The sequence below is a fragment of the Candidatus Phytoplasma solani genome (assembly GCF_041729705.1).
In the GTDB taxonomy this organism is placed as follows: domain Bacteria; phylum Bacillota_I; class Bacilli_A; order Acholeplasmatales; family Acholeplasmataceae; genus Phytoplasma; species Phytoplasma solani.
On the sequence record NZ_CP103788.1, the window covers coordinates 712,838 to 734,070 of the forward strand.

Genomic DNA, 21,233 nt, shown 5'->3' on the forward strand with positions numbered 1-21,233 from the left:
TAATAATTATGAAAGTTAGAGTAGCAATTAATGGTTTAGGTCGTATCGGCAAATTAGCCTTTCGTCATATTTTTGGAAACCCTAAATTTAAAATAGTAGCAATTAACGATTTATCAACTCCAGAAACACTGGCTTATTTGTTGAAATATGATAGTATGCAAAAACCTTATAAAGTTAAAAGCATTAGTTTTAATGACAAACATTTAATCATCGAGGAACAACAAATTCCTATTTTTCAAGAAAGAAATCCACAAAATCTACCTTGGGATAAATTAAAAGTAGATATTGTATTAGAGTGTACCGGTTTTTTTACCGACAAAGAAAAAGCATCCTTGCATTTAAAAGCTGGCGCTAGAAAAGTCTTAATTAGTGCTCCTGCCACAGGTGATGTTAAAACGGTTGTTTACAACGTCAATGATAATATTTTGACCAAAGACGATATTATTGTCAGCGGAGCTTCATGCACTACTAACTGTTTAGCGCCAATTGTCAAAGTATTAAATGATCATTTTGGCATTAAACAAGCTTTTATGACAACAGTTCACAGTTACACTAGTGATCAAAGTTTAATCGATCAAACCCATCCTAAAGGTATTTGGACACGTCGTGGTAGAGCAGCAGCTTTTAACATGGTACCAAGTTCTACTGGTGCAGCAAAAGCAATTGGTTTAGTTATTCCTGAATTAAAAGGGAAATTAGATGGAACAGCCATTAGAGTTCCAACCATTACCGGCTCTTTAGTTGATTTAACAGCGGAATTAAACCAAGAAGTGTCAGCTCAAACTATTAACGAAACATTTAAAAAAAGCGCCAATGAAACATTAGCTTATATCACAGATCCGATTGTATCATCAGATATTGTAGGCACTAGTTATGGTTCTTTATATGATTCTAATACTTTGCAAATCTTAAAAGAAAGCCCAAGATTTATTAAATTAATGTCTTGGTATGATAATGAAATGAGCTATGTCAGCCAATTAGTTAGATTACTACACAAAATATCAAGTTTAAGTTAATTTTCTTATAAGATTCCAAATAATTAAGACCATTTTTCCTGAATGGTCTTATTTTTTATATTTTAAAGCATATCAAAAACGAACAAAATAAATTATAATTGATATTGGTGTTTGTTTTTTGCTAAACATCAAAAAATCAACACCTTAAACAAAATAGATAAGGATTTACAAACATTATTCAAAAAAAATTTTATATGTTCTTAACTTTTTGGAACAATATTAATCATAATTATCAAATGATTATCATAGCATCTTTAGTTAGTTTAATGTTTTTCTTTATTCGCAGTATCATCAAAATCATTATAGCTTTACTACTGTTGGTAGTGATATTTAAATATGGATTAAAAATAAATTTCAAAGTTTAATTACATTATTTTTTATTTTAGTTTATTCCAAAATTAAAAAATATCATACAAAAAATATTATTTTAAAATGAAAACAACTCTCTTTGATAACTAAAAAAGAGTTGTTTTTTAACAATCAAATAATAACCATTAGTAATCATCGATAACTAAAAGGAAATTGCATCAACTTGACAGCAAATAATTATAATTCACAAAAATTAAATTCTTCTTTTAAAACCAAACTCCAAATACTTCTGGGTCATAATAAATATTTTTTATTTGGTTTTTTGTTGGTGATTGCTATTTTGCAAGTTTTTTATATTCACTACAAAAAAACAATAAAAGAGTTGTGGCATCCAATAATGACACCTTTATTCTTAACTATGGTCTTCGGTTTTTGGCTCAATTTAATCGGTAAAAAAATACCAAATTTAAATCAACTTGGGTTAGGTTTTTTGCTTTGTATTTTAGTGCCATCTTTTTTAGTTCAAAAAGAAATTATTCCTAAAATATTAGCTGACGCAATAAATAAAGATTTTTTTAATAAATCTAATCATCAAAGTTTGGGAATTAATTTTTCTCAATTTTTTGTTACTATTGCAACTATTGGTAGCATTTTAAACATCGATAAAAATTTATTAAAAAAAGCTCTTTGGAAATTCATCCCTTTAACTTTGATAGCTTTATTTTGTTCTTTTTTGTTGGTCGGTTTGGTTGGCGTTTGTTTAGAATATGACGCCATCCCGCAAGAATTCATCAAAAAAAATTATTTTTCTGATAGTATTATTTATCTATGTAACTCTTTAACTAGTGGTGGCACTAATTTAGGGATTAATCGTTTTGCCAACGATATTTTTCCTCCAGTTTTTAAAATTGATAGCAAACAAATCAGAAGTATGTTAGTAGCGCCTTTAATTTTAACACGTATTTTAGCGATTCTTTTTGGAGGTATCCTTTATAAAATTTTTGACAAAACTACTTATAGCGGAGGCGGCAAACTAGAAATCAAAACAGCCAACAATACACCAATCACCAAAGATAGCGATTACAAAAAAAATGCATATCAAAATTATCACCAACAAATAGGAACAAGTTTATTAATTATATTTGCGTTATATAATGGAGCAACTATCATTAATAAATTTTTAAGTAATTATGGTTTTGCCATGGATGGAATGATTTATTTAATTATAACCTTAATTATTATCAAAATTTTTAATTTAATGTCTAATCATTATGAAAAATCCATTATTCAATCATCTAAATTTATCATTACCAATTTCACCCCCGCAGCTTTAGTTTGTTTCAGTATAAGCACTGATTTTGACAAATTAATAAAATGTATTATGAATTATAAAATTTTTATAATGATAGTTGTTTCTTTATTGAGTGTTGTATTAATAACTTTTATTTTAGCAAAAAGTTTTGGTTTTTGCCCCTTAGAAGCAGCATTAACAGCCGGTCTTTGTTCACATAGCGTAGGAGGGATGGGTAATATTGGAATTATGTCAATCAGCCATAGAATGAATTTATTACCTTTCGCCAATATAGCGACTAGAATTGTAGGACCTATAATCTTTGTTATGATGAATATCTTTTTTAAATTGTATTATTATTAAATTTTAAAATGATTTAATAAACCCTTTTCAACCTATTTGACAGTAAAAAAATGATAAAATAAACTTGATGAGTGTATTTAAAAATATAAGCAATTGTTTTTTTAAATCACCTTACAAAACAAAGGAGTTTAAAAGTTAATGAAATCTTTGGAAATTAGAAAAATGTGGCTTGCTTTTTTTGCCAGCAAACAGCATCATATCGAAAAATCATTTTCTTTAATCCCCTACAAAGATCCCACTTTATTATGGATTAATGCAGGGGTCACTCCTTTAAAAAAGTACTTCGACGGAACACAAGTCCCCACTTGTAAACGAATCGTAAATATTCAAAAATGTATTCGTACTAACGATATTCAAAACGTCGGCAACACTTCGCGCCATCATACGTTTTTTGAAATGCTAGGCAATTTTTCGATTGGTGATTATTTTAAAAAAGAAGCAATTCAATACGCTTATGAGTTGTTAACTTCACCTAAATGGTTTTCTTTTCCTGTAGAAAAACTCTATATTACTTATTATCCAACAGACCAAGATGCTTATAAACACTGGTTAGAAGTAGGAATACCAAAAGAACATCTAATTTCTTTAAAAAGTAATTTTTGGCAAATCGGCCCAGGGCCTTCAGGACCTTGTACAGAAATTTTTTTCGATAGAGGAGAAAAATATGATTCTCGCAACCAAGAATTAATTATCAAAGATTTAGAAAACGACCGTTTTATTGAAATTTGGAACATTGTTTTTTCTCAATATAATTGCGACCCTCACCTCCTTATCGAACAATATCCAGAACTACCAAGCAAAAACATTGATACTGGCTCCGGATTAGAACGTTTAGCTTCCATTTTGCAAAAAACTGATAACAATTTTGAAACTGACCTTTTTTTTTCTTTGATTCAAAAAATACAACACATTGCCCAAACCCCTTATCATGGACAAAAAAGTTTTAAAATCATCGCTGATCACGTTAAAACACTAGTTTTTGCAATCAACGACGGAGCTACTTTAACCAATGAAAAAAGAGGTTATGTTTTAAAAAAAATCTTAAGAAGGTCGGTTAATCAAGGTAAAAAACTTAATTTAGATCAACCATTCTTATATCAATTAGTTCCTCAAACAGTTGACATGATGAAAGATTTTTATCCTGAATTAGTTAAAAACCAAAATTCAATTGCTAAAATTTTACTCCAACAAGAACATATTTTTGCCCAAACTTTAAAAACTGCAGAAACTAAGTTTTTACATCACCTTAACAAAAAATCTTTATCAGGTAATAATTTTTTTAAACTATATGATACTTACGGTATTCCCGAAGATTTAATTTTGGATTATGCCAAAAATCATAATGTCAAAACAGACTATAACAAATTTAAAACATTGTTAGAACAACACCAAAATAAATCTAAACAAGCCCAATTATTTGTTGCTAACATGAACCAGCAAGAAGCACGTTTTTTAAATTTTGATACCAAAAGTGAATTTGTTGGTTATCAACAATTTGAAATCAAAACAAAAGTCATCAAAGTCTTTAAAAAGGGGATAGTTTTGGCGCAAACTCCTTTTTATGCTCCTATGGGAGGTCAAATGGCTGATGAAGGAACTATTGACGGGATACAAGTCACAAACATCACCAAACTACCAAATGGTCAAGTATTACATACAGTGGCAGGTATTTTTAAAGAAGGACAAGTAGTGACTGCTAAAATCAACCAAAACAAAAGAGCACAAATTTCTTACCATCATACAGCCACACACCTTTTAGAAGAAACGTTACGTCTTCAATTAGGTAGTCATTTAGAAAAGCAAGGCTCATCGATTGGATTTGAATCTTTGCGTTATGATTTTAATCACTTTGAAAAAATAACCCCTGAAATATTACTCCAAATTGAAAAAGGGGTTAATCATTTAATTCAACAAGATTTAACAGTCAAAATTGAAGATATGCCTGTTGAAAAAGCCAAAAAACATTATAGTTCGCTTTTGGAAAAAAATCAAAAAGCTAAATACTATAATCGAGTGAGAATAGTTAAAATTGGTGATAATTTTATTGATTTATGTGGCGGAACTCACGCTGTTAAAACTAAAAATTTAAAACATTTTACAATCTTATCTTGTGAAACTATCAGCTCTGGGATTTATCGTATTGAAGCAGTTTGCGGCTCAAACTTAAAAAAGGTTTTAAATGATAAATTAAAAACTTACCGAACCGCCGAAACGCTTTTAATCCAAAAAGCAAAAATATCACAATCCCAAGATATAACTTTAGAAATACCCGTCGCTCCTAAAATAACGCACTCTTATCAAGATATTATTAATTATAAAAAATATATCAAAGAATTGCAAAAAAAAACAATTCTTTTGGAAAAAAAAGCCTTAGAACGCCAACAAAAACAAATCATAAAAGAAAAAAATAAATTTTTATCAACTACTATCACTAAAAAAATGCTTATTATCATCAACGAAGAAAAACATGTAGAAGTTTTAAAGCATTTGATGAATCATGTTTTTGATACTCACCAACTAGAAATTTTATTCATTTGCAATTGCAGACAAGAAAAGATTATTTTTTTGTGTAAAAGTAAAACTTGGCACGCCGGACAATTTGTCAAAGAAATCTCTTTATTAGCTCTAGGTTCTGGCGGCGGAAGTGCATCTTTAGGGCAGGGTGGCACCAAAACAACTAAAAACATCATTCAAACCATCAAAATATTAAAAGAAAAATTTAATGTTGCTTAAAAAATTATTTTTTTACATCAATAAATAATTTTTAAGAAAGGAGTTTTTTATCGTTATTAATAACAATTATCATAATTCTTACCTCGGTTTTGATTTAGGAGAAAAAACTTTGGGAATTGCTTTGTCTAAGACAGGTATTATTGCTCAAAAATTAAAAACACTTACTTTTAATACTAATCAATATCAAGAATTAATCAAACCTTTGAAAGAAATTATTACTCATTATCAAATTAAAACAATTGTTTTAGGATATCCTAAACATATGAATAATGATATAGGAATTAAAGCTCAAATCAGCATTGATTTCAAAAAACAGCTAAAAAAAAACTTTCTCGACGTCAAAGTTATTTTATGGGATGAACGTTTATCAACCGTCCAATCTTTGAAAATATTAAAGCAAAATAATAAAACTAAAACGCAAATAAAACAAATGAAAGACGAAATTGCTGCTACTATTATTTTACAAAATTATCTAGATTATAAAATAACCAATTAAAGAGATTTTCAATGTTCAACAAAAAAATATATTTAAAAAAACTAAAAACATATGCTCAAAAACATAAAGTTCCTATAATTCAAGACGATAGTTTGTCTTTTTTGCTCCAGCAAATACCACAAAACAAAATACACAAGATTTTAGAAATCGGTACTGCTATCGGATATAGTGCTTTGGCAATGAGTTTTGATAACACCGAAATAGATACCTTAGAAAGAGATTATTTTAATTATCATTTAGCCAAAAACTTTCTTAAACCAACACCTTTCAAGATTAATGTCGTTTGGGCAGAAGCTTTAATTTATCCGCTTACACATTTAAAAACTTATGATTTAATTTTTATTGATGCCTCTAAGGGCCAATATCAAAAATTATTTGCTAAATTTTGCCAGTTACTCAACCCCCAAGGAATTATTATTTGCGACAACATACATTTAAGTTGTTTCCAAAAAAACCAATCATACAACAAACCAAAAGGGGTTTTTAAAAAAATGCATGATTTTGAAATATTTTTGCAAAACCATTCAGATTTTAAAACTATTTTTCAAAATATCGGCGATGGTTTAAGTGTTTCTTATAAAATAACAGATAATAAAAAGCAATTATAACAGCTTTTTTAAATAAATTGAAAAGAAGGTGTTTTATGAACAATAAAATTTATGAATTAACCCAATCAGGAATATCAAAATTAAAAAAAGAATTACTTTTTTTAAAAGAAGTGAAAAGAAAAGAAAATTTAGAAGCTTTAAAAGAAGCGCGTGAGCAAGGAGATTTATCAGAAAATGCTGATTATGATGCTGCGCGTAACGAACAGGCTTTAATAGAATATCGTATTGCAGAAATTCAAAATATTTTAAAAAATGTTCGTGTTGTTAAAGTTTCAAAAGATAAAGAAATTGGAATTGGCAAAAAAATATCTTTAGAACTTTTAAGTTTAGGCAAAAAAAAAGAAATTGAATTGGTAAGCACTTTAGAATCTGACCCATTTAGTAATAAAATTTCAATTGAATCACCTTTAGGAAAAAACATCAAAGGACATGCAATCGGAGATATTATATTTGTCACTAGTGAAACTGGCAAAACCTTTAAGGTCAAAATTTTAAATGTTGAATAATGAAAGTGTTGTTAAAAAAAGTTACATACCGCAACATTATTATCATACTGTAGAACAAATCCCATTTGATGTTTTCCAAAAGCAAGGCATTAAAGCTTTATTTTTTGATTTAGATAACACTTTGCTCGATTGCAAGAAAAATAAATTAGATGTTGGCATAAAAAATCTTTTAACTAAACTATTAAACACTTTTCAAGTAATAATACTTTCTAATGCCTCTCAAAAGCGATTGGATCTTGTTTTACAAAAAGATTTCAATTTCATTTACTTAAATTTATTTGTCAAAAAACCATCCCTAAAAGCTTTTCAAAGAGCCTTACAAATGGTAAACTTAGCTCCTTCTTCTGTTTTGATGATAGGAGACCAATTGCACACAGATATTAATGGAGCTAATCAGGCAGGTATTATTTCTATATTGGTAAAACCCTTAAACCGCAAGCAAGAAAGTTTATGGACTAAATTTAATCGTTTTTTTAGAGAAAAAAGATTTTTAAAAAAATTAAAAAAAGAAAATTATTTATTATGGCAAAATAAATTTGAAGATTTTGAAAGAAATTGATAATATGTTATTAACAAAAATTCGTCAAATTGTTGAAAATAAATTAAAAAACTTTCCTTTGCGTTTAAGTCATTCTTTAAGAGTTTATCGAACTGCTACCAAATTGGCAAGACATTATCGCAAACCTTCACTACCTATTCAAATTGCTGCTTTATTTCATGACTTTACTAAAAATGACTCTTTCGAACAACAAAAACCTTATTTAACTAAAATAAGTATTATCAAATATCAAAAGACACCAGCTATTTTTCATGCTTTATCAGCAGCTAATTTTTTAAAAAAAGAATTGGGCATCAATAACAAAATTATTCTAAATGCTATTAAAAAACATGTTTGGGGTGATATTAAAATGAATTATTGTGATAAAATCGTTTTTTTAAGTGATAAAATCGAACCTAAAAGAAATTATCCTCAAAGAAAGTATTTTGAAAAATTAGCTTATCTTGATATTCATCAAGCTATATACGAAATTTTAAAAAATAATTTTGATTATTTTTTAAAAAAAAATCATCCTCTCCCATCTAATTATCAATTAATTCTTGAATCTTTAAAAAAAGATATCAAAAAAAAGATATTATGACAAAAACAACTAATATTATTGGTGGAAAATATAAAGGTCATAAAATTAAATTAGTGCCATCTTTAAAAACAAAAGCCACTAGTTCTTTGGTTAAGGAAGCTCTTTTTAACATTTTAGGTAATTCAATTGAAAACAAAAAAATTTTAGATTTGTTTTCTGGCAATGGTTCTTATGGTTTTGAGGCTTTAAGTAGAAATGCCAAACAAGTTTTTTTTGTTGATTTTTCTTTTAAAGCTTTTCAAACATTAAAAGAAAATCAAAAAAAATTAAAACTTAATTTAGACAAAATTGTTATTTATTATTCTCATTATTTATTAGCTTTAAAAAAATTTCAAAAACTTAATTTCAATTTTGATTTCGTTATTTTAGACCCTCCTTATTTTAAAAACTTATATTTACCTGCTTTTGAAAATTTAGGAGCAATAACTCATTTAGAAAGTATAGTTATTTGTGAATTACATCATAAAGTTCATTTACCTTCTCAAATTAAAGAATTTGTTTTATTCAAAGAAAAAAAATATGGTAATAAAAAATTACAATTTTATCGAAAAAATTAAAAATAAAAAAAGGAGTAAAGAAAAATGGATTCGATTTGGTTACAATTAGTATTTTTCATTTTAGGAATTTTAATAGGGGGTGCTTTAGGAGCTTTTTTTATGTTTCGTTGGTTCAAAAATTATTTACAAAAAAACCCTCCTATTAATGAAAGACAAATTAAAGAAATGTTTCGTCAAATGGGTCGTACACCTTCTGAAAAACAAATTCGTCAAATTGTTAATAGTATGAAACAAATTAAATAAAAAATGAATTATTTACAATTAATTTTAATTATTGTTTTAACTGCTGTTTTTATTTATTTTATAATGGAGTTTTTTTATCAAAAAAAAAATCAAACCAAAATTCAAAATTATTTAATAACTTGTGGAGATTTAGAAAAAGAAATTTTAAAAAGTTTTATCAAAGACAAAGACAAATCTTTCTTTTTAACAAAAGAAGCCAAAATTACTAAGGATTTATTAAATTTAAATATTATTTTTACAAAAGAAATTATTTTTGAACAAAAATATAATAGTTATATATTGAATCCTTTGGTAATAAAAATTATTAAAACAAACGATCAATTAAAACAAAATTATTTATCATAAATTATATATTTCGATTAACAAAAACACACCTTCTTTGAAGGTGTGTTTTTTATATATATTAATTTTTATTGGGTTATCAATTCATCATAATTAGCAACTTGAGTTTTTACATTATCATTAGCACTAATTAAACGCGAAATCGGACATCTTTGATCGGCTGCTAGCAAAATTATTTGAACTTGCTGTAATGACATATTTTCGATGCCTAAAATAGCAGTCGGTTTAAAATAAAAACCTTTATCATCTTTTGCCATTTCTAAAGTAACTTTAACTTTTAAATCTTTATCTTGATGTCCTTGTTCTTCTAAAATCTTTTTGGAAGTTTTGTATAAACAAATGCTCCAAGAAAGACAAAACAAATCTTTAGGACCGGATTGATTTTGACTCGGTTCTAAAGCAGATACCAACTTCTTAGTAGTACTGTTTTTTTCTTCAAAAAAACATAAATCATTTAAATATGGATTAAAATAAGTAGTTATCTGAAAAACAATCATTTTAAATCCTTCCTTTTCTTATTTGAAATAATATTATTTTTTAGAAAAATAAATTATTATCTCTTTTTTTATTATAACATTAAAGTAATATTGTTAATGTTTAAAATAAGTTTATGCAAAGCTTGAATTAATTTGTTTTTGCACCGTTAAAGCTATTTGTGACATAGTTTGATTGTGATAATTTTTATATTTTAAGGGTTGATGAATGATAACTTCAACTGTTTTTTTTTGCCACCAATAATAATTTTTAATTCGACTTGCCCCTTTGATCGTTAAAGGGATAATATCGGCTTGCGTTTTAAAAGCAATTTTAAAAGACCCCTCTAAAAGTGGTACCGTTGCTTCATCATTTCGATCTTTAATACCACCTTCAGGAAAAACAACCATCGCTAAACCTGCTTTTACTTTTGGAATTGCCTTTATTAAACTTAAAGCTGTTTTACGTATATTATCTCTTGATATAACCATATAATCAAAAGCATAAAAAGCTAATTGCAAAAAAAAATGACTGCCACAAAAAGAACGAAACTTATCCTTGGGAGAAAAAGCGATAGTTCTTGGAATCACACTTGCAATTATAAAAGGGTCTGTATATGATTTATGATTAGCATAAATAACGATATTTTTTGATAACAGCAAGAGATGAGGATTTGTAACTGTGATTTTTATTCTTAAAAAACGTTTCACCAAAAGAGCTAAACTTTGAGCAACAAAACCTTTAAACTTGTGATTAGAAGGTAAAAAAGACATGATTGCAAGGCATAACAATAAAACTAAAAAAAGTGTTATAAAAGTTAAAAATAAAGCAAAAAATAAAGCAATCGGGAAGAACCAAAATGACATAATGTGACAAAGCATAAAAGTTGATAATAAAAAAGTAGCTATAAAAATAAAAGTGAACATAATCAAAACTCGTTTTTTCTTTGATAAAGAGTAAAAATTAATTGTGGTTGAATGGTTTTTTGCATCAATTGAAATGATTGCCAATCAATTTTAGGAAAATAAACATTACCTTGATATCTATTTAAAATATGAGTAATATATAAAAATTTAGTATAAGGTAAAGCTTGTCTATAAATTTGTCTGCCGCCGATAATAAAAATATTAATATTTGGGTTAGTAGCGCAAGTCTTTAAAAAATTTGCTAAATTAAAAACAACTTCACAATTAGGCAATTGTAAATCTTTTTGCAAACTAGCAACATAAGTTTTTTTAAAATAAAAAGGTTTATCTTTGAAATAACTTTTTAAAGAAAGATATGTCTGATAACCCATTAAAACTTCTTGATTAAAGGTCATTTTTTTAAAATATTGTAAATCATCGGGATAATGCCAAGGTAACTTGTTATCAAACCCTATTAAATAATTGCTATCAAAAGCTGTAATTAAACTAATCATACCGCAATATCACCTTTTAAAACACCATCACAAACATAATTTTGTAAAGTAAAATCACTAAATTTAAAATCAAAAATATCTTTAATATCAGGATTTAACAACATTTGAGGTAGTTTTTTTGGTGTTCTCTTAATTTGAGTATCTATTTGCTTGAAGTGATTATTATAAATATGAGCGTCTCCTAAGATGTGAATGAATTCGTAAGGTTCTAAGTTAGTTACTTGCGCTACTATCATTAGCAACAAAGCATAAGAAGCGATATTAAAGGGGATACCTAAAAATACATCACCACTTCTTTGATAAAGCTGTAAAGAAAGTCTTCCTTGCGAGACATAAAATTGCATTAAGACATGACAAGGTGGTAATGCCATTTGATTTATCAGTGGAGGGTTCCAAGAATTAAGAATTAAACGTCTAGAATAAGGATTAGTTTTTATTTCCGAAATTAAAACATTAATTTGGTCAACCCCATTAAAATCACGCCATTGTTTGCCATAAACAGGTCCTAAATCACCATGCAAGGCAGCAAAAGAAGGATCATTTTTAATCTTTTGAACAAATTCTTCCATAGTTTCATTTTGGAAGGCAGATGAATTTTGATATTTTTGATAAGGCCAATCGTTCCAAATCTTGATATTATTTTGCACTAAATAATAAATATTAGTGTCTCCTTTTAAAAACCATAGAAGTTCATGGATGATAGCTTGGAGATTCATTTTTTTAGTAGTCAACAAAGGGAAACCATCTTGAAGGTTAAAACGCATTTGATAACCGAAAATGCTTTTGGTACCTGTTTTTGTTCGATCTTCTTTTGAAACCCCATTTGTTAAAATAAAACGACATAAATCTAAATAAGTTTTCATAATGTAATTTATTTTCCTTAATAAATTATTTTTTTTGAAAAATAAAAAAGTTTTATATAAATAGTTGTTAATTATATTAAATTATTAATTAATATTTTTCGTGAATTAAAAAAAAGTTTCTTTATAATCAGTTGCAAGACAAGCAATTAAATTAATCCAAAACATACCACCTAAAAAACTAATAAGAGAATCAAAATAACAAAACATCAAATAATGTTTTTTTAATTAATTTAAATTAAGGTTCGGAAAAATAACATATAAAAACAATTTTTTTGAAGTTAATTTTATAAATTAAAATGATATTTTTATTGCCCTTTTGTTTTATTTTCAATTATTAAAAAATTATTTTTTTTGGTTGATATTTTTTTAAACTTTTTAAGATTTAATAAAAAACTTCATTTGTTTAAAAAAAAATATTAAATTCTTATTATATATTTATCTTTGATTAAAGATAAAGATATGTAGTCCGCCACATTTGCCAACTTATAATAAGACATAAAAAAAATTTAACTCCTCAAGAATTAATTAATTCTTTAGTATTTTGATTTTTGTCATTTTTAAATTTTACATTGTTTGTTGATGCTTAATAAAATATTATTACAAAAATGTTGTTTACTAAACTCATTATTTTCACAACGATAAAGAATTAAAATAATAAAAATATTATCTTCATTAAGAAAATAAATTATTTTTTTCATCCCCTTTAAATCTTCCCAAACGATAACCAGAAATCACTAAATAATTATTTTTTAAATTTTTATCTCTTTATTAATTAATATCATATTCCTTGTTATGGTTATTGTCCTTCTAAGATAGAATATTGGTGTTATTGAGGTCTTTTTTATGCTTTTAACAAATTAGTTTTTCTAAATACCAAGCAGAGCATCTTCCTTCAAAAAAGTTCGTGAAATTTTGTTAAATATTTTTGCAAATTGCCTAACATAATGAAGTTTAATTTATAAATTTTACTTATTACCTAAAAATTTTCTTAGCTAATGCAACATAATCAGGGTTAATTTCAACACTTAGATAATTAAATTTTGCTCTTTTGGTAAATAAACATTCCAACTTTGAACCAACAAAAAAATAAAAACATTACCAATTGTTTCTTTGTGAACAATTGATTCTATTAATTTCTTTGTAACTGCTTTTGGTTTTTGAGTTGGATAAATAATAACATTATGTTGAAAATGTTTTTTTGATTCTTTAGAAAAAAATTTAATTATTACAAATATTTACATGAAAAAATCTTTTTTTAATCCAGCGCCACCAGATAAAACAAATAATTGAATAATATCAAGTAGTAAAGCTCCTTTTGGATAAACATGATAAACAGTTTCTTTTTTTGGCCAAAAAATCTAAGAGTTGATTTTCTGATTTTGCCAGAGCATTTAAAATAACTTTTAGTGTAAAAATCCTTAATTTGATCAATTTGAATTTTTGATTTATCGATGTTTTAAAATACTAAAATAGATTCATAAGAACGTTTTCAAAAATTAAAAGAAAAACATTTTTATTTGTATAATGCTACGCTAAATTCTTTATTTTTTAAGCGGAAAAAGAGCTGCAATTCTTGGCTAAAATTTCAGGATAACCATATATGTATAAATTCTACCCGAGTTTAAAAGTTTTAATGTTTAATTAATAAACGAGTCTTTTGCCAATATATGATATTGCTAAAATCATTTTTCAAAATAAAGCAACATAAATATAAATAAGTATTTGTAATGAAATATTTGTTCCCTTAGCTTTATTTTTTAATTTTTTTTTATTTAGCTAAAAGATATAAAGCTTCAGCATATATAGTTGTTAATTGCAATAAATTTTTAATGGACATAAATTCATCTTTTTGATGAGCCAAAGAGGGTTCACCTTTAAAATGCGGTCCAAAAGCTACTAAATTAGGAGCACACCTAGCAAAAGTTCCACCGCCCACGCATAAAGGTTTTGATGTCAAATCATCAGTATGCTTTTGATAAACTTGCATTAACGTTTGAATGAAATTACTTTGTGGATCAACATATAAAAGTGGTCGGTGAAAATCAGCTTTTAAAGTAAAATGATATTTTTGTGCTAATTGAGTTAATTTAGTTTCAATAGTTTGATAAGTCATACCTTTTGGATATCTTAAATTAAGCGAAAAGCTAACTTTGTTATTAATATATTCTAAAACGCCTGAAAAACAAACCAGTTTACCGGTTTTATGATCATTATGATAAATACCTATTTGTTTGCCTTCTAAATCATCAACCAAATATTGATCAAATAAGTTGATTAAATCATTATCAATTCCTAAAGCTTTTAAAATTTTGATCAAAAGATAAAGTGCATTCTTACCTTGCCAGGGAGTTGAGCCATGAGCTAATTTTCCAAAGACATCTATTTTTATTTGATTATTACTAGTCGTCAAAGTAGCTTGAATATTGTTTTTAGCGATAAAATCATTAAATAAAATTAAAAAAGTAGGATCAAAAATGATAATAGCAGAAGCAAAATCAGGGACAACGTTAGAAGCAGACCCACTTTTGATACTAATTATGCGCCAATCCTCCAAAGTGCGTTCAAAAAGAAACACACAGATCCCTTTTTCTGCATAAACCACCGGGAAATGGCTGTCAGGGATAAAGCCACAAGAAGGAATTTCAGGAAATTTTTGAAAATAATACTCCATACAACGCCAACCTGTTTCTTCATCTAAACCTAAAATTAATTTAATTCTTTTTTGTAAGGGCAAATTCAATTCTTTTAAAATTTTTAAAGCCCAAAAAACTGCAATCGTAGGTCCTTTGTCATCTTCTGCGCCTCTGGCAAAAATTTTACCATCAACAATTCTTGCTTCATAAGGAGGATAAGTCCAATTAGAACCAGCAGGCACAACGTCTAAATGTCCAATCATACAAACCCACTCTTTTTGACTACCATACTCAATATGACCGGCATAGCCATCAACATCGACAACTTCAAAATTACTTTGCTTACCTAAATCAAGCATGTATTCTAAAGCTTTTTGATTTCCTTTACCAAAAGGAGCACCTACTCTATCAGGACTAAAACTAGTTAACTCACTATTAATTTTTAATAAATTTTGCAAAGAGGTAATCAAAGCATCTTTTCTTTGCAAAACTTCTTGTCTAAAATCAATCAAATTATTATTACAACCTCTTTTTTCTTTAATTTGGATGCAAAATACATAATAAATTCTGATATTAATATTAATTACTTGTTTTTAAAAACTTAATTATGTAACTTATTTTATTGCAATTTATCTCATATCTAATATATTTTTGATAAGTCTAATATATAATTACATTTATATTATACAACTAACCACCAGATTGTCAAAATGTTTTGCTAACTTTTTATTAAACAATCAAAAAAAACAACAAATATAAAAAAAGTATTTCTTTTTTATTTTTGTTAAGATATAATATTAATGGATTTTAAAAGAGTTGCAAGCACTAACAAATACAATAAAATAAATTCGTTTAAAATTCTTAAAAAGATCTTGGGCTTTCAATGGGCTAAGATATTAGAAAGTTATAGTAAGGAAATCATTGAATAATCATTATCTAAAAAAACATCAAGGTTGGCAATACTTTTTGAGTGTTTTATTATTTTTTACATTGCTTGTCATCAATTGTAATTTTGTTACAGCCATTAACGAAGACAAAACATTTGATATAAGTACCATTAACATAGATTTAGGAGCTTTTGACAACAAACCAACTATCAAAGAAATATCTACAAAAATTAAAGAACTAAATAGCAATTTAAACAAAACCAATATGAAGCAACATTGGGATATCACAGTGCAAGATTTAGACGATCCAGCTAACGAATACCAAGGCAAAGCTATTGTTATAGCCAAAGAAAGTTCTAGTTTAATTAACGGTCAAATAGAGCTTTATTTTCGTATTAAAACAGATTTAAATGAATTCATTAAAAATAAAAATTTAGGTGAATTTGAATTAAATAAAATTGATGCCAAAACACCTGAAATAGAAGAATTAAAAAAAGTTATTCTAAATTTAAATCCTGACTTAGATATAAATGAAGTTGAATGTATAGAAAAAGACCTTGAATCAGGCAAATTAATGCTTCAAGCCAAAAAAACATCTTTGAAATACAAAGGAAAAATTCGATTTAATTTTCAAATTAAAAAAATAAATAAATCAGATATTATAAAAGAAATTAAAAAAAATTATAACTTTAAAAACCCAAAAGAAGAAAAAAATTTTAATGATGCATTAAATAATATATTAGATGCAGAATTTAAACAAAAAAATAATGCCACTAAAGAGTCTGTTTTACAAGCAGTCAAACAAAAAATAGAAATTGACTTTTCACCAACTTCAAACACAACTCAAGAAAACACAACTCAAGAAAACACAACTCAAGAAAACACAACTCAAGAAAACACAACTCAAGAAAACATTATTCATCAAAATTCAAATACTATACTTATACAAGATGAAAATGATATTAAAACACCATCAACAGAAGAAAGGTCAACATTAACTCAAAAAACTACGAATAATAACATTAATTCACAAAATAATAAATATTGGCTTTATGCACTTATTATAGGTATTGTGACAGTGTTACTAATTTTTATAGGCGTATTGTTATTTCCTGGCAAAAAAAGAGATAATTTGGAAACCTTTATTAACGCTTAAAAGAGATTGCAAAATCTCTTTTTTTCATTTTGTTGTTAAATAATAACAATAATTGACTACAAAAACCAAGAAAGGATGAACAAAACAAAATTAGTGTATTCGCCATCTTTGCAAAAAAAAATAACCCAGTTGAAGGTATGGTTTTTTATTCTTTTAATAATTGTATTTTTGATCTTTATTTGGATCCAGACAAAATATCAGTATAACAGCAAATCTTTATCTTTGCCAAATTACACTTCCGACCCAACTACAAACTCACTTTTAATATCCCAAAATCAAAAAAACCCAAAAAATAAAACAAACAAAAAACGATGGATAACAAAACAAAACAATAATAAAAATAATTTACACAATATCAAAAAAACACACTTTTTCAAACCTTTGAAAAAACAAACCCTTAATTCACCCAATAAAATTAATTTATTAAAAATATCTCACAATAGCAAGAAAACCAAAATTTTAAATATCTGTCAGCATTTTCCACCTCAACTCGAAGAACAAATACAAGACATGAATATTTATAATATCTATCTCGGCAAAGAAAGCAACGAAAAAAAAGCACTAGAATGGTTAAACACTCAATTTAGAGAAAAGCGTTTTGTCAAAAATTTAGTTTATGGGCTATACAACGATCAAATTGGTCAATATAATTATGTTAATTTTAATTCGCGTTTAAAAGGTTTGACGCCAGAAAAACTTTTATTAGTTTATTTTGATCAAGGTTTAAGAAAAAATACTGATCGTTGTTATTCCTTTGAAGCGTTAAAAAATTTAGGTAATGGGGCTAAAAATATGTATATTTTTTGGCAAGATGAAAGCCCTTCTCCAGAACAAAATTTTTGGCAAAATAACTTTTATACTGATCTTATTTACGAAAAAGGTTCAGGTTATGATGCCCCCGCTTATTTAAATATCCAAAATATTGTTTTAAAAAGAATAGATAACAATGAAACTGTGGCAACTTTTCCTGTAAAATGCCAAATTAAAGCACCACTTTCTTTACACAACTATGATCTAGAATTAAGAGCCCCCTATTATAAATATAAATATAGAGGTTTGTTTTGGAAAACTCGCAAAATCAAACGTATTCAAAAAATTGAATTATATGACAAACAGACAGGCGAAAAAAGAATTCTTTATTACAAAAATTAAAAAAATAAACAGTAGATTTAGTTAATGAATCTACTGTTTTATTTATATATAAAGAAATTAAATAAAAAATAAGGTGTTTTTTTGAATTGAGGCAATCACTAAATCTTTTTGGATGTCCTCTTTTAAAAGGGCTAATTTAATAGTTAATTCTTCTTGAGTTAAAAAAGGAAAATTAGCAAAATTAAGAGCTAAAGAGGTTGCTTGACTGATATCTTTGACTTGCACAAAAACAGGCACTTTAGAATGCATTTTAGCAAAAGCAAAAGCATAACTTACATCATCAACTACAACAGCATGAATTTGTTCTTTTAAAGCTAACTGTATAACACTGAAAGCTAAAAATTCAGACCTAGTTTTTGGGTTGTAAAAACTAGCTATCATTTCATAATCTAGATACTGTTCTGATTGGTGATTAATTTTAGCCATAAAAGCAACCGCTTGAGCAGGATAAAGTCCGGAAGCTGATTCACCTGATAACATAGTAGAAGTCGCTCCTTCTAAAACAGCGTTCCAAACATCACTAATTTCAGCCTTAGTTGGGCGAGGATTTCTTTGCATGGATTCTAACATTTGAGTAGCTACAATTACTGGTTTGCCAGCATACAAACAATCTTGAATCATTTGAGTTTGATATAAAGGAACTAATTCGCCTGCAACTTCAATTCCTAAATCACCACGAGCAATCATTATACCATCAGAAACTTTTATAATTTCTTCTAAATTATCAATTCCTTCTTGATTTTCAATTTTAGAAATAATTTTAATTTTTTCATTTTGCTGTTCTTTTAAAATTTTTCTTACTTCTAAAACATCAGAAGCATTTCTTACAAAAGAAAGAGCTAAAAAATTATATCCTTTTTGACAAGCAAAAACAATATCTGAAGCATCTTTTGGAGAAATATAAGGTATTTTTAGTTTGATATTAGGAACATTAACACCTCGGCGTGATTTAACTATATGAGTGTTATGAGCTTTGGTAATTAATTCACGGTTTTGTTCATCTTTTTGAATTACTTCTAAAGTCAAATAACCATCATCAATAAAGATTAAATCATTTACTTTAATATCGTTATAAAGCTCTTTATAACTAATAGAAAACTTTTTTTCAGTCCCTAAAACTTCAGTAAAAGCAATTCTTACTTCAGAGTTTTTTTCAATTTGTACTGGTTTTACAAAATTATGAGTTCTGATTTCAGGTCCTTTAGTGTCTAACATAGTTGCTACATAAGTATTTAATTCTTGATTAATTTCTTTAATTTCGCGTAAAATTTTTTCACTGTTTTCATAAGTAGCATGAGAAAAATTAAAACGAGCTACGTTAAGACCATTTTTGATTAATTGTTTCAAGGCTTCTTTACCTTGACAAGCAGGTCCTAAAGTACATACTATTTTGGTCTTATTCATTTTTTAAAATCCTCACTGATTTTTAATTTGATTTTATTTATCGTTTATAATATTTTTATTTGAAGTTTTTTGAATTTAATTTTTTGTGAAGCAAACTTTTTCCTGTCATTTCTTTCGGTTGTGCAATTCCTAATAAATCTAATAAAGTAGGAGCAACATCACATAAAGCTCCCTTTTTTAAAGTAATATTTTGATCTGTCACAATTAAAGGAACTAAATTAGTGGTGTGAGCCGTATGAGGGTTGCCTGCTTCATCTGTCATTTGTTCAGCGTTACCATGATCTGCTAAAATACAAGCTTTTCCGCCCACAGATAAAATAGTTTCAATCAAATCTTGTAGACAAGTATCTATCGTTTCAACTGCTTTAATAGTTGCCTCAAGGCTGCCAGTGTGTCCTACCATATCGGGGTTGGCAAAATTAAGAATCATAGTTTGATATTTATTAGATAAAACTGCCTTTTTGGCTACATCGGTGATTTCAAAGGCACTCATTTCTGGTTTAAGATCATAAGTTTTAACACGAGGTGAAGAAATTAAAATGCGATTGGCATTTAATAATTTCAACTCTTTGCCACCATCAAAAAAGAAAGTGACATGAGGATATTTTTCTGTTTCAGCAATTCTGATTTGATGTAGCCCTTTGTTAGCAATAACTTCGCCATAAATATTTTTTAAAACTTCTTTTTCGAAAGCGACTAAACTTTTAACTTGTTTACCATATGAAGTCATAGTAACTAATAACAGATTTTTTAATATTTTTTGACCTGCAAAATTAGTTTTACCTTCGGAACTAAAATAATTAGTTTCTATCGGATTTGATAAAGCTGTTGCTAAGCGCATCGCTCTATCAGGGCGAAAATTGACAAAAATAACTGAATCGTTATCATCCATTAAACCCTCAGGTAAAACAACAAAAGGATTAATAAATTCATCTGTGATACCTTGTTGATAACAAGCTTTTATTTGTTTGACAGGATCATTGAAAAAAGGGGGTTTTTTAGTAGTGAGAATATTATAAACTAAATTAATACGATCCCAGTTATTATCACGATCTAAGGCGTAATATCTACCTGAAACAGTGGCTATTTGTAAACCATAATCCAATAATTCTTGCAAAAAAGCCACTCCTGAATTAGGGGAAGTATCTCTTCCATCAGTAATTGCATGCAAATATGTTTGTTTTTCTAAACTATGTTTTTTTAATAAATCAAACAAAGCTTTAAAATGACTCAAATGTGAGTGAATCCCGCCATCAGAAATAAGTCCTAAAAGGTGTATTTTGCTGTTATTCTTTTTGGCATGTTCGATAGCTTTTAAAAAAGCGTTATTTTGACAAAAAGTTTGCTCGCGGATTGCTTTATTAATTTGAGTTAATGATTGATACACAACCCTACCAGCCCCTAAGTTAAGATGACCGACTTCGCTGTTGCCCATCTGTCCTGTAGGTAAACCCACTTCCTCACCAGAAGCAATTAAAGTGGTATGAGGGAAACGACAAAAAAGACTATCTAAATAAGGAGTTTTGGCTAAATAAAAAGCGTTATTTTCTTTTTGTTCTGACAAACCGAGACCATCTAAAATAATGAGACTTACAAATTTGTTCATTTTTGATAACTCCTTTGTTTGTATAATGTTAAAAC

21 protein-coding genes are annotated in these 21,233 nt (G+C 27.2%); 14 read left to right on the plus strand and 7 right to left on the minus strand.

Annotated elements, in window-relative coordinates:
- The first annotated feature begins 8 nt into the window (after positions 1-8).
- The 12 genes from gap (at position 9) to psc1_RS03485 (ending at position 9,606) form a co-directional block, all read left to right on the plus strand.
- A complete protein-coding gene (gene gap / locus psc1_RS03430) occupies positions 9-1,016 on the plus strand; it encodes a type I glyceraldehyde-3-phosphate dehydrogenase (RefSeq protein ID WP_023161456.1) in 1,008 nt (335 codons plus the stop codon).
- A 194-nt stretch (positions 1,017-1,210) separates the two neighbouring features.
- Positions 1,211-1,381 (plus strand): hypothetical protein, encoded by a 171-nt coding sequence (locus psc1_RS03435; RefSeq protein WP_208936807.1) that lies wholly within the window; start codon positions 1,211-1,213, stop codon positions 1,379-1,381.
- A gap of 167 nt (positions 1,382-1,548) precedes the next feature.
- Complete coding sequence (locus tag psc1_RS03440) at positions 1,549-2,979, plus strand: 2-hydroxycarboxylate transporter family protein (RefSeq protein WP_023161457.1); 1,431 nt, start codon at positions 1,549-1,551, stop codon at positions 2,977-2,979.
- A gap of 138 nt (positions 2,980-3,117) precedes the next feature.
- A complete protein-coding gene (alaS, locus tag psc1_RS03445) occupies positions 3,118-5,712 on the plus strand; it encodes an alanine--tRNA ligase (RefSeq protein ID WP_373375594.1) in 2,595 nt (864 codons plus the stop codon).
- A 49-nt stretch (positions 5,713-5,761) separates the two neighbouring features.
- Positions 5,762-6,208, plus strand: a complete 447-nt coding sequence (ruvX, locus tag psc1_RS03450) for a Holliday junction resolvase RuvX (protein ID WP_122225463.1) — start codon at positions 5,762-5,764, stop codon at positions 6,206-6,208.
- An 11-nt stretch (positions 6,209-6,219) separates the two neighbouring features.
- Complete coding sequence (locus psc1_RS03455; protein WP_373375595.1) at positions 6,220-6,816, plus strand: O-methyltransferase; 597 nt, start codon at positions 6,220-6,222, stop codon at positions 6,814-6,816.
- A gap of 35 nt (positions 6,817-6,851) precedes the next feature.
- Positions 6,852-7,322, plus strand: a complete 471-nt coding sequence (gene greA, locus psc1_RS03460; RefSeq protein WP_023161461.1) for a transcription elongation factor GreA — start codon at positions 6,852-6,854, stop codon at positions 7,320-7,322.
- Positions 7,312-7,881: a YqeG family HAD IIIA-type phosphatase gene (locus psc1_RS03465; RefSeq protein ID WP_122225462.1), complete on the plus strand. Its 570-nt coding sequence runs from the start codon at positions 7,312-7,314 to the stop codon at positions 7,879-7,881. Before greA ends, psc1_RS03465 begins: the two co-directional genes overlap by 11 nt.
- Positions 7,882-7,885: 4 nt before the next feature.
- Positions 7,886-8,461: a bis(5'-nucleosyl)-tetraphosphatase (symmetrical) YqeK gene (gene yqeK / locus psc1_RS03470; protein WP_023161463.1), complete on the plus strand. Its 576-nt coding sequence runs from the start codon at positions 7,886-7,888 to the stop codon at positions 8,459-8,461.
- A complete protein-coding gene (rsmD, locus tag psc1_RS03475) occupies positions 8,458-9,018 on the plus strand; it encodes a 16S rRNA (guanine(966)-N(2))-methyltransferase RsmD (protein ID WP_023161464.1) in 561 nt (186 codons plus the stop codon). Before yqeK ends, rsmD begins: the two co-directional genes overlap by 4 nt.
- Positions 9,019-9,042: 24 nt before the next feature.
- The gene (locus tag psc1_RS03480) at positions 9,043-9,261 is read left to right on the plus strand and encodes a YneF family protein (protein ID WP_023161465.1); all 219 of its coding nucleotides are present in this window, start codon (positions 9,043-9,045) and stop codon (positions 9,259-9,261) included.
- A 3-nt stretch (positions 9,262-9,264) separates the two neighbouring features.
- Entirely contained in the window at positions 9,265-9,606 is a 342-nt protein-coding gene (locus psc1_RS03485) for a hypothetical protein (RefSeq protein WP_023161466.1), read from the plus strand.
- Positions 9,607-9,671: 65 nt separating this feature from the next.
- On the opposite strand, the gene psc1_RS03490 is transcribed toward psc1_RS03485, so the two are convergent.
- From psc1_RS03490 to pepV, 5 genes are all read right to left on the minus strand, one after another.
- The gene (locus psc1_RS03490) at positions 9,672-10,100 is read right to left on the minus strand and encodes an OsmC family protein (protein WP_023161467.1); all 429 of its coding nucleotides are present in this window, start codon (positions 10,098-10,100) and stop codon (positions 9,672-9,674) included.
- A 111-nt stretch (positions 10,101-10,211) separates the two neighbouring features.
- Positions 10,212-11,003: a lysophospholipid acyltransferase family protein gene (locus tag psc1_RS03495; protein WP_373375596.1), complete on the minus strand. Its 792-nt coding sequence runs from the start codon at positions 11,001-11,003 to the stop codon at positions 10,212-10,214.
- A gap of 2 nt (positions 11,004-11,005) precedes the next feature.
- Positions 11,006-11,497 carry a dihydrofolate reductase gene (locus psc1_RS03500; protein ID WP_122225460.1) on the minus strand — a complete coding sequence of 164 codons (492 nt, stop codon included), beginning with the start codon at positions 11,495-11,497 and terminating at the stop codon, positions 11,006-11,008.
- Positions 11,494-12,360 carry a thymidylate synthase gene (locus psc1_RS03505; protein WP_023161470.1) on the minus strand — a complete coding sequence of 289 codons (867 nt, stop codon included), beginning with the start codon at positions 12,358-12,360 and terminating at the stop codon, positions 11,494-11,496. The genes psc1_RS03500 and psc1_RS03505 overlap by 4 nt, the downstream gene beginning before the upstream one ends.
- Positions 12,361-14,128: 1,768 nt before the next feature.
- Positions 14,129-15,505 carry a dipeptidase PepV gene (gene pepV, locus psc1_RS03510; RefSeq protein ID WP_373375597.1) on the minus strand — a complete coding sequence of 459 codons (1,377 nt, stop codon included), beginning with the start codon at positions 15,503-15,505 and terminating at the stop codon, positions 14,129-14,131.
- A gap of 409 nt (positions 15,506-15,914) precedes the next feature.
- Here pepV and psc1_RS03515 point away from each other — a divergent pair, with 409 nt between their 5' ends.
- Positions 15,915-17,036: a hypothetical protein gene (locus psc1_RS03515; protein WP_373375598.1), complete on the plus strand. Its 1,122-nt coding sequence runs from the start codon at positions 15,915-15,917 to the stop codon at positions 17,034-17,036.
- A 75-nt stretch (positions 17,037-17,111) separates the two neighbouring features.
- Positions 17,112-18,188, plus strand: a complete 1,077-nt coding sequence (locus psc1_RS03520) for a hypothetical protein (RefSeq protein WP_373375599.1) — start codon at positions 17,112-17,114, stop codon at positions 18,186-18,188.
- A 57-nt stretch (positions 18,189-18,245) separates the two neighbouring features.
- On the opposite strand, the gene pyk is transcribed toward psc1_RS03520, so the two are convergent.
- Both pyk and gpmI read right to left on the minus strand, forming a co-directional pair.
- Entirely contained in the window at positions 18,246-19,592 is a 1,347-nt protein-coding gene (pyk, locus tag psc1_RS03525; RefSeq protein ID WP_023161128.1) for a pyruvate kinase, read from the minus strand.
- A gap of 55 nt (positions 19,593-19,647) precedes the next feature.
- Positions 19,648-21,198 carry a 2,3-bisphosphoglycerate-independent phosphoglycerate mutase gene (gene gpmI / locus psc1_RS03530; RefSeq protein WP_122225458.1) on the minus strand — a complete coding sequence of 517 codons (1,551 nt, stop codon included), beginning with the start codon at positions 21,196-21,198 and terminating at the stop codon, positions 19,648-19,650.
- Positions 21,199-21,233: the final 35 nt, after the last annotated feature.